At 54.7% G+C, this 14,156-nt stretch carries 17 protein-coding genes; 2 read left to right on the top strand and 15 right to left on the bottom strand.

Going from position 1 to position 14,156, the window contains the following annotated elements:
- Entirely contained in the window at positions 1–678 is a 678-nt protein-coding gene (locus AC07WS_RS14095) for a substrate-binding periplasmic protein (RefSeq protein ID WP_494729690.1), read from the bottom strand.
- 335 nt (positions 679–1,013) lie between these two features.
- On the opposite strand from AC07WS_RS14095, the gene AC07WS_RS14090 reads away from it, so the two are divergent.
- Positions 1,014–1,415, top strand: coding sequence for a hypothetical protein (locus AC07WS_RS14090; RefSeq protein WP_494729689.1), 402 nt, complete (start codon positions 1,014–1,016; stop codon positions 1,413–1,415).
- A gap of 355 nt (positions 1,416–1,770) precedes the next feature.
- On the opposite strand, the gene AC07WS_RS14085 is transcribed toward AC07WS_RS14090, so the two are convergent.
- The 14 genes from AC07WS_RS14085 to AC07WS_RS14020 form a co-directional block, all read right to left on the bottom strand.
- Positions 1,771–4,623 (bottom strand): hypothetical protein, encoded by a 2,853-nt coding sequence (locus tag AC07WS_RS14085; protein ID WP_494729688.1) that lies wholly within the window; start codon positions 4,621–4,623, stop codon positions 1,771–1,773.
- Positions 4,620–4,874, bottom strand: coding sequence for a hypothetical protein (locus tag AC07WS_RS14080; protein WP_494729687.1), 255 nt, complete (start codon positions 4,872–4,874; stop codon positions 4,620–4,622). The genes AC07WS_RS14085 and AC07WS_RS14080 overlap by 4 nt, the downstream gene beginning before the upstream one ends.
- A gap of 243 nt (positions 4,875–5,117) precedes the next feature.
- Positions 5,118–5,759 carry a hypothetical protein gene (locus AC07WS_RS14075; protein WP_494729686.1) on the bottom strand — a complete coding sequence of 214 codons (642 nt, stop codon included), beginning with the start codon at positions 5,757–5,759 and terminating at the stop codon, positions 5,118–5,120.
- Between the two features lie 71 nt (positions 5,760–5,830).
- Positions 5,831–6,433, bottom strand: coding sequence for a hypothetical protein (locus AC07WS_RS14070; RefSeq protein WP_494729685.1), 603 nt, complete (start codon positions 6,431–6,433; stop codon positions 5,831–5,833).
- A 206-nt stretch (positions 6,434–6,639) separates the two neighbouring features.
- Positions 6,640–7,161, bottom strand: a complete 522-nt coding sequence (locus AC07WS_RS14065) for a hypothetical protein (RefSeq protein WP_494729684.1) — start codon at positions 7,159–7,161, stop codon at positions 6,640–6,642.
- Positions 7,162–7,242: 81 nt separating this feature from the next.
- Positions 7,243–7,428, bottom strand: coding sequence for a hypothetical protein (locus AC07WS_RS14060; RefSeq protein WP_494729683.1), 186 nt, complete (start codon positions 7,426–7,428; stop codon positions 7,243–7,245).
- Positions 7,429–7,617: 189 nt separating this feature from the next.
- A complete protein-coding gene (locus tag AC07WS_RS14055; RefSeq protein ID WP_494729682.1) occupies positions 7,618–7,902 on the bottom strand; it encodes a toxin-antitoxin system YwqK family antitoxin in 285 nt (94 codons plus the stop codon).
- 72 nt (positions 7,903–7,974) lie between these two features.
- Complete coding sequence (locus AC07WS_RS14050) at positions 7,975–8,478, bottom strand: hypothetical protein (RefSeq protein WP_494729681.1); 504 nt, start codon at positions 8,476–8,478, stop codon at positions 7,975–7,977.
- A gap of 110 nt (positions 8,479–8,588) precedes the next feature.
- A complete protein-coding gene (locus AC07WS_RS14045) occupies positions 8,589–9,083 on the bottom strand; it encodes a lysozyme inhibitor LprI family protein (protein WP_494729680.1) in 495 nt (164 codons plus the stop codon).
- Entirely contained in the window at positions 9,080–9,589 is a 510-nt protein-coding gene (locus tag AC07WS_RS14040) for a DUF3859 domain-containing protein (protein ID WP_494729679.1), read from the bottom strand. The genes AC07WS_RS14045 and AC07WS_RS14040 overlap by 4 nt, the downstream gene beginning before the upstream one ends.
- A gap of 146 nt (positions 9,590–9,735) precedes the next feature.
- Entirely contained in the window at positions 9,736–10,518 is a 783-nt protein-coding gene (locus AC07WS_RS14035; protein WP_494729678.1) for a class I SAM-dependent methyltransferase, read from the bottom strand.
- 346 nt (positions 10,519–10,864) lie between these two features.
- Positions 10,865–12,190, bottom strand: coding sequence for a type II toxin-antitoxin system HipA family toxin (locus AC07WS_RS14030; RefSeq protein WP_494729677.1), 1,326 nt, complete (start codon positions 12,188–12,190; stop codon positions 10,865–10,867).
- A gap of 3 nt (positions 12,191–12,193) precedes the next feature.
- Positions 12,194–12,451 carry a helix-turn-helix domain-containing protein gene (locus AC07WS_RS14025; RefSeq protein ID WP_494729676.1) on the bottom strand — a complete coding sequence of 86 codons (258 nt, stop codon included), beginning with the start codon at positions 12,449–12,451 and terminating at the stop codon, positions 12,194–12,196.
- Positions 12,452–13,258: 807 nt separating this feature from the next.
- Positions 13,259–13,639, bottom strand: coding sequence for a hypothetical protein (locus tag AC07WS_RS14020; protein WP_494729675.1), 381 nt, complete (start codon positions 13,637–13,639; stop codon positions 13,259–13,261).
- A gap of 92 nt (positions 13,640–13,731) precedes the next feature.
- On the opposite strand from AC07WS_RS14020, the gene AC07WS_RS14015 reads away from it, so the two are divergent.
- The gene (locus AC07WS_RS14015; protein ID WP_494729674.1) at positions 13,732–14,010 is read left to right on the top strand and encodes a type II toxin-antitoxin system HicA family toxin; all 279 of its coding nucleotides are present in this window, start codon (positions 13,732–13,734) and stop codon (positions 14,008–14,010) included.
- Positions 14,011–14,156: the final 146 nt, after the last annotated feature.

Here is a 14,156-nt window from a genome sequence, read left to right as displayed (position 1 = left end):
CTAGTCGCGCTGGTCGCCCAGGTATTTTTTATAGATCGCGTTGAAGCGGCCCGAACTCTTGAGGTGCTTCAGGCCGGCGTTGAAGTCGTCGCGCACGCCCTGGTCCCTGAACACCGGACGGTAATCCATCGGATTCAGCTTCACGAAGTTGTGCATCGTGACCGGCTTGGCATGGAAGTTCTTGCTCCCCTGGAGCAGCAGGGTGAAATACTTGTAGATGTTTTTATCGCTGAGCGCGACGTCATAGTGGCCGGCGGTCAGCGTCATCACTTGCAGCGACTGATTGTTTTGCTCGAAGTAGCGCCCGTCCCTCTTCACCTGGTCCAGCCACACCGGATAGCGCTTCAGCGCGCCGGGAAAGGCGATGACGGTCAGGCCGCGCAGATCCGCCGGCGCCTTGATCGAGAGGTTCCTGGCGGCCAGGGTGATGAAAACGTTGTCATAAAAGACCGCAGGGTCGCCGTAGAATGCGCCGGCTTTTCCCATGTCCTCGCCCAGGTCCGTCATCGCCGCGTCCACGCTGCCGGCCCTGAAGGCCGTGGGGATGCGGGCGAAGGGATAGTATTTCGGCTTCAGCGTGTGGCCGCGAAACGCCAGCGCTTCCCGCATGATCTCCAGCTCGATGCCCGAGTCGGTTTCGGGAAAACAGAACGGCGGTATCTTCTCGCCAAATGCCATGCTGACTTCGGTGGCTGCGGCCATCCCCGGCCAAGCCAATCCCAGCATCAACGCGCCCCGAACCACGGGCGAGGCATAGTTTCTAATTAACCACATACCCACCATCTCCAGAATCTCACACCGCTATCTTAACGAGTTCCCGTCCATATCCTCCAATTTTATTCGCCCGGACGGCGCGGCGCGGCCGTCTGCCCGGCCTTCCTTCCCGCTCAGGCCCCGCTTGGCCTAAATTTGATTCAGATCAATCAAAATCAACGTCCATATCCATAGGATCATGCAGGTCAGCGTGTCGCCGCGCCCCGCGGCCGGTTCGGCCTGGCATTATCGGAGTATGTATGAAAATTTCCACTCTCATCGCACTGGCCTCGATCCTGGTCGCCACCGCCCCTTCGTCCTTCGCGACGGAACCGCCGGCACACGATGCGCATCACCCTGCCGCGTCGGCCCCTAAGCCGGCGGAACAGGCGGCAAAGATCGATGCGCAAATGAAGACCATGCGGGAAATGCACGACAAGATGAGCAACGCGAAGACGCCGGAAGAGCGCAAGGCACTCATGGCCGAACAGATGAAAACCATGCAGGATGGCATGTCCATGATGAGCGGCACGACCGGCGCCGGCTGCGGCGGCCACATGTCCATGGCATCGTCATCCGCGCAAAAACAAATGGACATGATGAAGTTGATGATGCAAATGATGATGGACAGGATGGACGCCGCCTCGCCATCGGGCAAGTAAGCGGCGGCGGCCGTGCCGGCTAAGCGCGCATCGCGCTGCTTCCGTTGCCGGGGATGAGCCGCCACCCCAGTTCCTCCCGGATGCGCGAGGTGCTGGGAGTTGGCGTCGTGCCGCCGTTGCCGGATGGCGGCGCGTAAGCTGGGGTGGGGGCTTGCTGTTCCATGATGACCTCGCTGGATGTGGATTGCGGTGAGTCTGCCATCCCAGTATCGGCGACAGCGGCCGCCCTCGCCATCGTGCATCCCCGCCAGTTTATGTAGGGTAAACCGGAAACCGTTCCTGTCGGCGTAACCCCACATGGATTACCGGCCCGGCTCCCGTCCTGACGAGTTACATTTCCACCCGGCGCCCCAAGCTAGGCCGGCAGCGCGCTGAAGGCTTTCTGCACCGTGAAGTTGATCACCGGCGTGCTGGTATCGGCCACCGAGGCATCGACGTTGCGCAGCGTGATCTTGAACGACCCCGCCCGCACCGTGCGTTCAACCTGGGTATTGACCGGCGCCGTGCCGTCCTGGAAAGTGACGTTCACGGTATCGTTCAGTCCGACCATCGCATTGTTGACGATGAACGTCGCCGTGGTCCCCGCCGCCAGCGGCGCATTGTTGCCGGTGATTTGACCGGACATGGTATTCAGCGTGACGGCGGTCGTGCGGCTGGTGGCCTGGATCACTTTGTTGGCGGCCGGGTAGGCCGGCTCGGCGATGGAGGCGATGGCCGGCAGCTCGTTGCCATAATGCGATACATTGGTCGAGCTACTGCCCAGCTGGATCGTGGCGCCACCGCCGCCGGCGCGGTTGTATGTCGACTTGGTCATGGCGACCCGCAAGCCGGCCACGCCGCTGCCGGCCGCCGAGAACACCAATTGGTTGTTGGGTCCGTTATCGACGTTGTCGTGCTTGGTGTTGAACACGGTGACGTCCGAACAGCCGACGTAGCAGTACACGTCCGAACGCTGGCTCGACACCACGTTCACGCCATTGTCCTGGAACACCGTGTCGATGATCTGCACCTTGTCCGCGCCGCCGATGTTGATGCCTCCGCCGCGATTGTTGGTGAAGGCCGCGCCGCCGATCTGGATGGTCCTGAACTGCGCCACGCCGTCCGATCGCATCAGCAGGCCGGAAGCGGCCACGCCGCCGAGCAGGTTCTGTGAGGTGAGGAAGTTAGGATTGCAGCCGGCATTGCGGATACGCGAGTTCGACGAAATCCTGACGTCCTGGGCGCCGCCGGCCGCACCGGCAATGTTGAAGTGGATATTCGGGCCACCGCAGGTATCGAGCACCGCGTCGATCGTCACATCCTTGAGCGAGACGTTGTTGCCGGCGTTGAAGGTCACATTGGCCACGCCGCTGCGCAACACCTGCCCCTTGACGGTGACCGCGTTCCCCATGCCGAGCTGCACGCCATACAATTTGGAGTCCGCAACGAAGTTGTCCAATTCGACGTTGGCGCCCGCACCGCTGATCCCGTAGACGCAGTTCACCACCGTATTGCCTTTGATACGCAGGCGGTTCGACATGATCGTCAGGTTGCCGCCGGTGCTGACGATGGTGATGAACTGGACGTTGTAGTCATAGCCTTGCTTGAAGGTGCGGCCGGCAAAAGCGATGCTGGCCTCGGCGTCGTTGAGCGTCAGGGTCGAGCCCAGGATATCGACCAGATTATCGTTGTGCTGCGCGCCGCGGCCGACGTTGACGCGAATGTTGTTCTGCCCGGCGGCGGCAATGGCCGCCTTGATCCGCGCATAGTCGCCCAGGGCACCGCCGGTAAAGTTGGCGGTGGCCAGCGTCGCGCCGTAGGTTCCCGCGCCGAGCGTGAGCGCGTTGCCTGCGGTATTGGCGAAGCTGCTGCCGGCGATGAAGGTGAGCGTGCCCCCCGTTTGCACGGTGCAGAAATAAGACGTGGCGGGAACCTGGGCGTCCAGCATCGCCTTGAAGTTCGCCAGCGTCGCCGTCAGGTCGGCGCCGATGTTGACCTGGAAGCCGGTCGCGCCCGATGTCACAAACGTGCAGGCGACGCCGTTGACCAACACCGTCTTGCCGTTGGTCGGGTTGCCGTTGTAGAACGACATGGTCGCCGACGCCTGGATGTCTTTGCCAAAATACATTTTGCCTGGCGCGGCAACGTTGACGTTGCCTTTGCCGGACGCCACGAGATTGCGGTTGGATATGGCGGAAGTGGAATATTGGATGCCGCTGCCGTTCTCGTCGTAGATGTAGTTGTCCGAGATATCCACGTCCTGGCCGCCGAACGCGAAGAAGATGCCCGAGTTCGACAGGTTGGCGAAGGTCACCGGCACATCGGTCCCGTTCAGCGTCGCGATCTGTCCGGCGACAAAGGTGAAGGTGTTGCCGCCGGACGTACTGGCCACCGACGCGATCATGTCGCCACCTTGCGCGCCGACGCCCTTAACGATGGCGGTGACGTTCATGCCCACCTGCGGCCACTTGCTCGAGATCGCCGCGAAATCGCTCGGCGCGATGGTCAGCGTATTGCTGTTGGCGTTGATGGTGCCCGGACAGTTGTAGACGAAGGCCGCGCCGCGGCCATTGCGATAGCTGACGTTGCCCCGGCAGCGCAGGACGGTGTTGCTGGCCGATCCCTCGGCGTGAAAGTGGCAGGCGCGGGAACCGTTATCGTGGAAGATGTTCCGGTTTTCCACGAAAATATTCGAGCAGTTGCCCACCCCAATGATGCCGTGGAAACCGGCGCCGGTGAATTCGCACTTCTCCACCCACACGTTGGAGCAGTCGATCAGGCGGACGCAGTTCCACCACGAATCGTTGTCGGTGGAGTAAGCGAACGAGCGCGGGTCCATCGGGAATTGATAGTCGAAGGTGCAGTCCGCGATGTAGATGTTGCTGACGCCGTTGGCGTACAGGAGATTCGCCTGCTCGTTCTGGTCGTTGCCGTCCCAGACGTATTTGATGTTGGTTTTGCCGATGCCTTCACCGATGATCGCGCAATTGGGCGGGATGGAGCGCATCGTTTGCGTGCCGTTGACGATCGCCACCTGCGGCCAGTAGTGGTCGCCAGCGCCAAGAACGACAGTCCCATAACCGGCGTCCCGGATGGCATCGAATGCCTGGTTAAGCCTGACGTTGTCTTTGACGCCGGTGCTGTCGCCGGCGGCGGCAACAAAGTGCTTCTTTGAATGCGGCGACAGGCCGGCGATGGCAAGATATTTGACAAATTCGCCGTAGCTCATTGCTGCACCCAGTCGGATTCAGCGGTCAGCAAGCCGGCTGTGTAGCCGTAGGTTTTGACGTACACGGAGCCGTCGATGGTCCAGGTATCGGTAGCCAGGTTACCGGCGCCATCGTAGCCAAAGACATGCGAACCGGTCGGCACCACGGTTCCCACTGGAGGGCTGACAACGGATGCCGTGGGGATCGGCGCGCTTGGGTCTTCGTGGACGAAATTTCCAACAACAGGCTGAGCAACAACTGACTTGACCATGATTCCCTTTCTTTCGACTGTTTATCGATCTGAAATCGCGCGGCAAGCGCCGTCGTTCAGGAGAGTTATGCAGGCAATACCATTTTTGCGTTTTTTATATGGTATCCCATATCCAATAGGAAAGAATGTTTACTTTTCAAAAATATTCCACACACCACGCCGGGCGTGCGGGGATCGCTCCGCGAGGCCGCGGAGGTGGTGGGGACCAGATACCAATGTGGGGAATCGCCAGGCGATACGACATCAAGGTTTGAAGATGTAGTCGTCCGAATTGCCAAGGCGTTGGATCTCGCCGTCATCGAGATCCTGGTTTGGGCTCAGCGTCACCACGGCCCCGGGCTTGGTCAGATGCTCCCGCAACATCTCCGCCTGCGGCGCGACGTGCAAAGCGCCGATAAAGGCAACCGCTGTGCCGAATCGCGTCGCCTGTATGTCGGTCAGCATGGTGTGGACCATAAATGCATCGCGCCGGCTCATCCAGTCTTTGGTGCCGCCTGGGGAAAAATCTCTTTGCAGCAGGTCATGTCCTTTGACATGGATAAAACGCTCCTGTGCGAATTTCAGGAGTTTGATGAGCTTACGCTCCTGCTCGGGGTGCCCCCAATACTCCAGGGGCGTCTGAACGGTGACGCCACTGGCACTAGGACTAGGATATTTCACTCGCGTCTTAAGAAACGCACCAGGCTTGATTTCGCCCAACGAAAGCTTTTGGTGCAGGCTGCGCACGCCAGGAAAATGTTCAAAAAAGAAGCTGAGGTTGTGGCCCCTATCCTCCAGGATTTTTACGATATTCAAAACCATTTCCACATTGGGATCGGCATGGGATTCTCCGATCAACACCGCCTTGGCCTGAGGGATCAATACCGCAAATTGCTGAGGTGTCATCGGAGCCATTCCTATATCGAGCTGAAGATGGTAAGGGCATGGGCGATACACAGCCCACGTGAATGGTGGTTCTAAGAAGCGCCGTACGAGAAGCCCAACTGTATAAATTCTTCGAGCTCACAATTCCTGATGGAATTAATGCCATCCACAATCGTAAATGTAGGACGGCTTTTGTGGACCGGCAGGCGTATAGCGTTAGTTATGAAGCAAGCTCCCTGCCTCATTATTTTCACTGAAACTTTTATTTCCGGCTCGGATCCATTGCCGTCGCGGGACACTGCGACGCTATTGCGCCCGCTGGCATCCAGACAAATCAGGTCATCTTTTAGGACGACCGAATGCGCCTCCAACCAGTCTTTAACGGTAGTTCGGTGATCTATTCGACTGTCGTCATATTCTTCGGCATACACTATTCTTCCATATATTATGGCCGCCTTGTCCTTCACCGAATTGCGCATCTTATCTAACACGGCTTCATATGCCAATTGAAAGCTGGCGTCGCGAGAATCATGCAGGTGATGCAATACGATCCATTTTTTATTCCACAGAACAACGGCAATGCAGGGATTAAATCCGTCAGTGTAAAGTATTGTTTTTATAGTGGCTATGTCTCTGGATAAAATACCAATCTCATTTTGCCTTACATTAACTAAAAATTCTTCAAGAAGTCTCATAAAATTCCTGATTATTTAGTAAAAATTAATGAAATTGTGGCTTAGACTGAAGGAGTAATAATAACATCTTGCCAAGATTAAAAAAAAATCACGAATTGCCACCTTCATTGTTCAAGGCCGGTGATATATCAATTTCCGCTTCCGTCTCAACTCATCTCGGACCTTCACTTTTATTATCACAGGAGCCGTTAGAAGCTGACCTGGGGTTAACGCAGCAGGCTAATATTTAAGACGGCTTCTTTGACGGACTCCAAGAATTCAGCGAATTGGCTCGAGGGCGAGGACGCCATAACTGAAAGCAATACGTTGTTTGGTAATTTCACAAACGAGATATAGCGCATCTCTTGAGAACTTCCTGTACTCCATGCCTCGCATAATTGGATTGAAGATTTTTTTCGAAGCTCGGGTTCATGATGAGGTTCATTCGCAAATACTGGATTCAGAATTGCACCACAACCAGCAGAAAAAATCTTGTCTCCCTTTAATGCGGTCACAGGTGTAACTTGAACCATTATATGTTTTCCGTTTTCTCCAAAAGTTCCCGTTTCGTTATAGGCAAGTGCACCAAACAGGTGAGGAACCACAGCTAGACCCTTAGCGTTCAGATGTATTCCCATTGCCTTTTCTGACGCAATATTTTCGTCATCCAAGCGAATGGTAAGAAGATGATCTCTGATACGCTCGAAATTATCTGGTGAATTTCCTGTATAAGAAACCAATACCGTCAATGTTTTTCCTTCTCGAGGAACCGACAAGAACCATCCATCCCACTTTCCACCATCGGAAACTCGAGTACATTTATAAAGATTTCATTTTATGTACTTTGTAGTTATCTTTTCCGGCGGTTTTTTGTAAAGAGCGCGCCAGCCCGGATCATTTTCCAAATTCGACTTGGTTTCTCCTCCCGTGAACGCAATTATCGTCTCACCCGTATCATCAATTATAAAGCTACCAGTTTTCATGCGGCTTAATGTTGATGGAACGTCGATGGTCACGCCTGTTCCGATAATAGAAACCGGATCTGCACTTGAGGCTGAGCTAACAAAACATCCAAAAAATGCCAAGTAAATTAGTATAGATTTCATGCAACTTGATATAACCTTCATCATAAAAATTGCATCGATTACGACAGTAATTCAGCATGTCGGCTCTTGGCCGTAGCCAGTAGATGACGCTGCCAATTTTTACGCTTCAGTCCCGTCAGCGTTCCAAAAGCGCCAAGTACCTGTTTCCACACCTTTAACGTAGGAACCTTCTGCGGCTACCACGCCATTTTCATGAAAGTCTCGCCAGTTGCCATCCTCCAATCCATCAACATAGGTTCCCTCCGAAGCCAGCTCGCCGTTACGATGAAATGCCGTGAACAAGCCGTGGCGCATCCACTTCGTGCCGTCGTTCGAAAGATAACGAGAGTAACGATACTGAAGCTCGCCGCTCTCGTGAAAAATCTCAGCAATATTTAAATCCATTAAATCTCCAACACCTTTCCTTTACTACGCCGGGAGCGTCGGCTTTTGGCCGGATGCCGATGTGTTAACCGGCTAGTGGTTTGTCGGTACTGGCGTGGGCGCGATACGAGATGGCGGCCGATATTTGCGAGCGGCGCCGGTAATGATATTTCGGATCTCTACGGCGCACTCGTCCCTTCCAAAATTCGCCCCACATTCTCGAAGTTCCTTAGCCACCGTATCTAACGGGAGCGCGGGAAGTCCATAAGTATGTGCATGGCACGAAAACATCACATAGCGCTCCCAATCCCTGGCGTCCAACTCTTTGTGGCGATAAATGTCAGGTGCCAATTCGTATCCCTGCTCAGGGAAGGCGGAAGACAGCGATTTTACTCGTTCAATCGCATCGCTCTGATTGATGCCTTCATCACGCGCTCGAACAATAAGATTGGTCATAATCAGTTGTTTTTTACATACTTCGGGAAGCGGAGTCATCCATAAGGCCTCCGGTGTGACGACATTATCCTTCGCAGACGCAGCATTAGATATAGCCACGATAGATATTGCGAAAGAAATTAAATGGACTATTTTAATCATGGAAAATTCGATGTAGTAGTCATGGTTTGAGGTAATTGGTCAGCGTCTGCTGGTGGCCGAACACAGTCATCCGATAGCTGCGCTAATTTCCTATCCGTCTTCCAGTAAAACTACTGCTGACTCCAAAACTTATAGGAATCGCTTTCACTTATCTCTTTTATGCGAGCATTAGTTCTTGAAATCATGCAATCGATCGAAGCATTCGGGCCACCATTTCCGCCAAAAAATTGAATCTCAATAAGGTCGCCGCACTCGACTTTAACAAGGGAACGCCATTTTTCGTCAGCCGTATTTATACCTGCAATCACCGACGCTTTCGCCTTTTTATTCATTTCAGAATTCGTGGAGGCAACTGTCGCAGATTCCACCTTAGCTATAAGCTGCTTGATTTTTTGCCTCTCCAACTTCTCGGCAACCCTGAGTTCTTTAATCAGGCAGTCGTAGACGCTACCGTTACTATCAAAGCATGGGCTATCTTCAAACGCATACGCCGACGAAAACAAAATCGACAGCATTACGGCTAGTGTTGTTCGTATTCTTCTTGGCGGCATAAAATCCAATTCATAAAAAATTGCCAACAGCAAACGTCTGTAACTGCCCGTCAACTGCCGGTCTTGCCGTGAGAAGCGGCAGACTTTATCACAAACTTTTTCGTCAGCAGCTCTTTGCCACGAAATGAAACAACCAAGCTCCACTCCCCAGGAACGACTTCTTCCGAAGTGTCGATGTTGTACCCGGCAAGGCAAGCTTGCCCCAAAATACACTCCGTAACGCCTTCAACCGTCTTTGAGTAAGTTCCAGTTCGCACATTCAACATTCCCGGCTCCGGGAAGATGGTTTTATATTTAAGCCTCACGATACCTTTCGCATCCTGCGGCTCTGTTTGCAACGAGAAAAAGACACCAAAACTCGTTCCGATGCGGCCTTCGAGTACATTTGTTTGCTCTAGCAGACGAGGTTGATGGGTCCAATCAAGTTTCCCCTCATATCGTCCACTCCATATCTCGTTCACCCCATTTATTTCTGAGAGGTCAGTCGCATTAACCGTATTAATCACGAAACCGAAAACAGTCATCGCCACAATGACCGTCAAAATATTTTTTAAATTCATGAATTTTTATAGTAAATCGTTATGACAGACCGCTATTGGGGATTCAACCGCAAGGCGAAGCTTCGGCCACGACTACGCGCGACACTGCATCAAAAACTCACAAATACTCGCCCGGCGTTACGTTGGCCGCGGCGAGCACCGGCCGTTTATGGCTTCACGAACTTGAGCGTCATACGGTCGCTCTCGCCGATGGCCTGGTACTTGTCGCGATCAAGTGCGGCATTGGTCAGGGTCGGCGGCAGCGCCCACACGCCGCCCTTGTGGTCGGCCTTGTCTTTCGGATTGGCGTTGATCTCGGATTTTCCGGCCAGCTTGAAGCCGGCGCTCTCGGCCATCTTGATCACATACGACTCGTGGATGTAGCCGCTCGTGGCCGTGGCATCTTGCGGCATGGATTCCGGCAGGCGATGGTCAGTCACGCCCAGTACGCCGCCGGGCTTCAGGCTGGTGTACAGCGCCTTGAACATGTCCTTGACCTTATCGTCGCCCAGCTCGACGAAGTTGTGCACGTTGCGGAAGGTGAGCACCATGTCGACGCTGTTTGCTGGGGCGAAGTTGTAGTTGGCCTTGGGCGGATTGAAGGCGGCCCGCACGACCTTGTCATAGACCGCCGGGTTGGACTCCAGCAAGGTCCTGGATATGGGGCCGGCGCTGATCAGCTTACCGTCCTTGCGCAGGTAGGGCGCCAGGATCTCGGTGTACCAGCCGCCTTCCGGCAGCAATTCAACCACCGTCATGGTCGGCTTGATGCCGAAGAAAGTGAGCGTTTCGTAAGGATGGCGCCAAGTATCGCGCGCCACGTTGGTGCTACTCCGGTGGCTGCCGGCGATGGCCGTGCGCAGCTGGGCATCGTCGGTCATATCGGCGGCCGGCGCGAGGCCGGTCAGGCTGCACGCCAGCAAGCCGGCGGCCAGGATGAATGTCTTCAATGTGTCGTCTCCAGGATTGATGGCAGCGGCGCCATGCCGTGCCGCCCGGCAATCATCGACCATGCCCTACTTGTCGTCAAGTTAATATTTGCATGTATTAAATGCGTTCGTGAGCGTACTGCCGACGAAAGGTGGGCACGGGTTCTGACAGCGCCGGGGCGAAGGCACATCTGTTCGGCAACACGAATGGCCGATAGTACCGCTGCCGACTTTGCGTTTTTTGGTCGGCGGTAGCCGCCCTGCCTCGCAGTGCGCATTCACTGTAGAACCCCATTTTAAACGCCATTTCTGCGCAACTAAACGCGATAGAAGCGCTGTTGCAACGCTGTTGTGGCGCTGTTGGAGTTCACCCACTCAACTGTTTTGCGGATAGCTCGATGCCGGCAAAGATCGTCGCGGCGAGGCGCTCAGGAAATCCCGGTGGCAGCCGGGCAGCGACCGCCTCGATCGCGCCTTGGGTCCTCGTCAGCACCCTTTCGATGATGTCTTCCGCATCGGTGCGCAGGAAGCACTTGGCGGCGGTGCTATTGAAGTGTCGACGCTGTACGTCTGAGTATCGGTAATGCTTGTTCTTGCCTAACATCGCCATGGCCAGCCTGGCCTTGTGCAACGAATATTGATTCGCCCCACCGCCCTCAACCGGCCAGATCGACATGACATCGTAAAGCGGCGTTAGCGCATAACGACCGCCCGGCAGCAAGCGGATGCTGAAGTTCTTGGCGTGACCGTCCGGCGCCGCCATCAGCCAGAACAGCACCTGGCTGGTCAGCAGAGTGGTCAGGTCGTCCTTCGCGCGCTCGGAACCGCGCAGCACCGCAGCCAGATCCGCCAAGCCTGGACCGCCGTCGCTCTCGTACTTCAAATGCGACGGTACTCCGAGGGCCTGGCAGAAGTCTTCCTGCGGCAAGCGCATGATCCATTTTCCGGACGGGTGCATTCGGCGGTCGAAGCGCTCGACACCGAGCACCTTCTGGCCGCCAAAATTCAAGATGGCGGTCTGGGCAACCGGCAGGCCGAATTCCGCCAGCAGGTTCATGCACAACCATTCGTTCTCTACCGACGCTGTCAGGTCCGCTTTGCGGTGGCCGACCAGCCCCAATGGCAATTTGAGTATGTGGGTTGTAGGGGTCGATCCATGTGGCAGCATCCAGCCGCCGTCGTGCCACAGCAGAGCGGTCTTTTCCTGCGCGCCTGCCAATGAGATGCGCAGATCGTCGGTATCCTCGCCACGCCCCAACGTCCCCGACTGCGTCAGCTGGATCAGATGCCGCTCGACGTCTTCCTCAGACATCGGACTGCCATCGATGCGTTTGACGTTGGTGGGCGCTTCGTCTTCCTTCAGCAGCTGGACCGCGCCAACGCAGTCCCTGCCGATTTCCTGCAACAAATCGAACGCTTCAATGGACGCCAGCTGGTAGTGCGATGCCAGCCGCTTGCGGATAGGTTCGCTGTCGGGCAGCAGGTTATCGAAGAAATCGCGGACGACATCGCCTCGCAAGGGCCGGTCGCCAGTGTAGGGCAACGACAGCGACAGCGGCCGCCCCACCGCCGATGCCCGCCACGCCTTATCGTAGAGGAACTGTGTTTCGCCACGAGCGGGGATGGTCCAAGTTCCTACGCGCTCGCCGTTGCTCCAGACCGATAGCGAGCGCGAGTGCGATTTGCGTCCCATGGCTTACCAATCCGGCGTGGCTGATCCACGCACTTCGGCATCGGTGTTTTTCGGCTGCACCAGCAGCTCGTAGTTCAGTGCTGCTAGCAAGGCCAGCAGCTGCTCGACGTTGATCGATCCCGGGTCCAGCTCCATCGCCGAGATGCGACTTTGGCTGATACCCAGGCGTTGCGCGAGCTCCGTCTGCGTAAGCCCTGTGGTCTTTCGCGCCGACTGAAGTAGCAGCCCTAGCTGTTTGGCGAGCGACAGAATTTGTTTCATGGGATGTCTCCGGCATTTTACCCGCAGAAGGAATATTAGCAGGTTACCCGCATAGCAGGTATTCGTCAAATACCAGTAATACAGCTAAATTGTATTTTCCTCCATGTGGTTATTTTGTGAAGACAGTAGTCGAATCAAGATTGCAACAGTATGCGGACAAACGACAAATTGATCGATTTGCCGTTGTTATTTATGCATATAATTTGTGCCTGGCGCTCGACGTTGCACTACCGGCCCAAAGCATAGATTTACAGCGTGGAGCGCAAACTATGTGCGTTGCAGTGGTTCATTCTCCCGGGCCCGGCGACGAGATCACAGATGAAAACAGATCCCGCAGGGCGCGCACGACCCGGAACGCTGTCGTCGACTTTGCAAATGGTTGAGCCAACACGCCGTCTGCATGCTCAGACACAGTCATCGTCTTCGTCATCACAACCTCCTTTGTTTAAAAAGGCAAGAGTGGGGACACTATAAAACCGCAGGGCGCTTTGCGCCCAATGATCGGACGATTCGGAGAGGGCTGGGCTTGCAAGCCCAGCCCTTCGAATCTCACCGCTTCCGTCCAAAAATGCAAAAACCGCCCAGTGGGCGGTTTTTGTATTTTTTGGCGGAAGCGGTGAGATTCGAACTCACGAACGGCTCACACCGTCGGCAGTTTTCAAGTCTTTGAATTTCCCATTAAAAATCAAAAGCTTAAGTCAATTTTATTTCCGCAACCACCTCAGAAATCGCGTTTCTAACCCATTGATTCTATTGGGTAACAGAACAGCTTGCGGAAACGATTTTCCGCAGCCCAATAATTGGACGTCATGTCCTTCCGCCGACAATCTCCGGCTTCGCCGGCATGGCATCCAAGTTCCGAATCCACCACAACTGCACGACTTGTTGGATTTTACCGTCCGGCTCAGGCTCTAACACCCAACCTTCGTAGATCACTCCGTCTTCGTTCCAGTCCACCAAACTGGGGTTATTTAGTTGCGCCAAAACTCCAAGCGACCACCTATCGCTCTTTAATTCCAAAATACTATGTGTGCGGTAGGCCATCCCAGAACCTGCGCCATATCCCACAACCCGCCGGATAAAACCTATCAACGGTTCCGCTGCCGCCAACGCCGCCTTAGACAGCTTTGTACCCCGCGTGCGCAGCATTAGCACAGCTACCCGCTGGCCGGCCGGCTGCTCTGTCATGGCGCAACCTCCAGGCGCCGTGTAGGATCGAGTCTCACTGTACATAAACACAGTGTACAACTCCGCGCTCTCGAACGCCACCACCAAACCACATGAATAATCAAAATTGCTTACAAAAATACGCAATTTTGCTTGCTTTTATAAACAATTTTGATTATAGTCTCATCACCTTAACAACACAGAGAGGTCTGAATGTGAAACAAAGCGAGTTCCTAAGATGGCTGAAAGAGCAAGGCGTGCGGGTAGAGAATGGTAAAAAACACCTCAAACTTTATGCAAACGGCAAGCAAACCATCCTACCAAGACATCCAGCGAAGGAGCTTAAACAGCCACTGGTAGACGGGGTAAAAAAGGCATTACAACTAAAGTGAGAGCAAGCCCCGAAAGGGGTTTGCTTAAACGACTCGCTAAGATCAGACCCTCAGCAGCAGAGTACCGGGCAGAGCCCGTTTTTTTTAGAAATGGTTATTGACAAAGAAGTTAATAGCAAGTTATCAGAGATAGTTGATAACTAAAA

Source organism: Duganella sp. GW821-FHT01E12 (assembly GCF_059422325.1).
The sequence above is the reverse complement of the archived record's forward strand: the minus strand, read 5'-3'. Positions and strand labels throughout refer to the sequence as shown.

Coding starts and splice junctions, on each gene's coding strand:
- AC07WS_RS14090 (WP_494729689.1), top strand. CDS start 1,014: ATGAAAATTTCCACTCTCATCGCACTGGCCTCGATCCTGGTCGCCACC.
- AC07WS_RS14025 (WP_494729676.1), bottom strand. CDS start 12,451: ATGAAACAAATTCTGTCGCTCGCCAAACAGCTAGGGCTGCTACTTCAG.
- AC07WS_RS14085 (WP_494729688.1), bottom strand. CDS start 4,623: ATGAGCTACGGCGAATTTGTCAAATATCTTGCCATCGCCGGCCTGTCG.
- AC07WS_RS14070 (WP_494729685.1), bottom strand. CDS start 6,433: ATGAGACTTCTTGAAGAATTTTTAGTTAATGTAAGGCAAAATGAGATT.
- AC07WS_RS14095 (WP_494729690.1), bottom strand. CDS start 678: ATGGCATTTGGCGAGAAGATACCGCCGTTCTGTTTTCCCGAAACCGAC.
- AC07WS_RS14020 (WP_494729675.1), bottom strand. CDS start 13,639: ATGACAGAGCAGCCGGCCGGCCAGCGGGTAGCTGTGCTAATGCTGCGC.
- AC07WS_RS14080 (WP_494729687.1), bottom strand. CDS start 4,874: ATGGTCAAGTCAGTTGTTGCTCAGCCTGTTGTTGGAAATTTCGTCCAC.
- AC07WS_RS14055 (WP_494729682.1), bottom strand. CDS start 7,902: ATGGATTTAAATATTGCTGAGATTTTTCACGAGAGCGGCGAGCTTCAG.
- AC07WS_RS14030 (WP_494729677.1), bottom strand. CDS start 12,190: ATGGGACGCAAATCGCACTCGCGCTCGCTATCGGTCTGGAGCAACGGC.
- AC07WS_RS14015 (WP_494729674.1), top strand. CDS start 13,732: ATGAATAATCAAAATTGCTTACAAAAATACGCAATTTTGCTTGCTTTT.
- AC07WS_RS14075 (WP_494729686.1), bottom strand. CDS start 5,759: ATGACACCTCAGCAATTTGCGGTATTGATCCCTCAGGCCAAGGCGGTG.
- AC07WS_RS14040 (WP_494729679.1), bottom strand. CDS start 9,589: ATGAATTTAAAAAATATTTTGACGGTCATTGTGGCGATGACTGTTTTC.
- AC07WS_RS14050 (WP_494729681.1), bottom strand. CDS start 8,478: ATGATTAAAATAGTCCATTTAATTTCTTTCGCAATATCTATCGTGGCT.